The organism is Chitinophaga sp. (genome assembly GCF_036566945.1).
Taxonomy (GTDB): Bacteria; Bacteroidota; Bacteroidia; order Chitinophagales; family Chitinophagaceae; genus Chitinophaga.
The window spans coordinates 1-1,502 of sequence record NZ_DATCVJ010000621.1; the positions used below are offsets into that span (position 1 = coordinate 1).

Annotated in this window: 1 protein-coding gene; it reads left to right on the top strand. The window is 43.8% G+C overall.

What is annotated here, in order from left to right; all coding sequences use genetic code 11:
- Positions 1–1,121 (top strand): S9 family peptidase (locus VIP81_RS19025; protein ID WP_331964615.1); only part of this gene is annotated, 1,121 nt, incomplete at its 5' end.
- Positions 1,122–1,502: the final 381 nt, after the last annotated feature.

Consider the following 1,502-nt stretch of genomic DNA (forward strand, 5'->3'; position numbering starts at 1 on the left):
GAACGCTGAAAAAACAACTGACTTCCGGCAACTGGACCGTAAAAGAGGTGCTGGAGATAGATGATAAAAACCAGCTGGTTTACTTCACTGCCCGCAAAGAAGCTTCTACCCGCTTTGACTTGTACAAAGTGAGTATGAAATCCGGTGCCATTACCCGTTTAACCAAAGGCGACTACACCAATGCTATCAAAATAGCTCCCGGTGGTAAATATTTCATTACCACCTATTCCAACCTGCAAACGCCTCAAAAAATGGCGCTACTGGATAACAATGGAAAGGTAGTGCGTGAGCTGGGAGACAGCAAGGGCGAGAAATTTGAGGTCTACAACCTGGCTAAAACGGAGTTAAAAACCTATAAAACCCGTGATGGGCTTACTTTACCTTTTACCATTACTATGCCTGTGCATATGGAAGCAGGCAAAAAGTATCCTGTGCTGATCAGCATTTATGGCGGTCCTAATGCCGGTACCGTATACGATGCCTGGAAATATACCAACACCCAGCAGTGGTGGGCACAGGAAGGCGTTATACAGGTGGCTATCGACAACCGCAGCAGTGGTCAACTGGGCAAAATGGGGATGAACTACATTCATCGTCAAATGGGTAAATATGAAATTGAGGATTACATGGATGCGGCTACCTGGCTTCGGGCACAACCCTGGGCTGATACCAACAAAATATGTATGACTGGTGGCAGCTTCGGCGGATATATGACCTGCATGGCCCTTACTTATGGTGCCGATGTATTTACGCATGGTATGGCTAACTACGCTGTAACTGACTGGCAATTATACGATAGCCACTATACAGAACGCTATATGGACACCCCGGCAGAAAACCCGGATGGCTATAAAGCTACGTCTGTACTAACCTATGCAGATAAATACAAAGGGCTGATCCGTATTGTACATGGCACCATGGACGATAACGTACACATGCAGAACTGTATTCAGCTGATAGATAAACTGGAAAATCTTAACAAGCATTTTGAATTTATGCTGTATCCTGGCGAACGTCATGGCTGGGGTGGTTTAAAGAGTGTGCATTCTTCCGGCGAATCTTACCGCTTCATTTACAATCATCTTCTGGATAAAGCTTATCCAACGCAATTCCAGCAATAATTTGCCGGTATAGGTAATTGGGCTACGGCCTGGTATACAGCATCACGCAGTATGCCAGGCCGTAATTCGTTGATACCAATTGTACTCGGAAAACGGTGAATAGAGGAAAATTGCCTGTCAGCGATTTGCTAATGCAGGATCATTTTATGTAAACGGTAAAAGTTAAAAGGAGAAAAAGATAGGAAGTGAGAGTTGTAGAAAAAGAAACAGGGCTGCAAGACTACAGCCCCGAAAAATTTTAACCATATCTTTATTGAAAAACCTATACCAAAGGTGGCCGATTTTTATGATACTGCAGTGGCCATTCTAGTGAACGATGTATTTTATCCAGTAAACGTATGAAAAGAGAAGGTGAACGTATGGAGTCTAAAAACGCTTCAT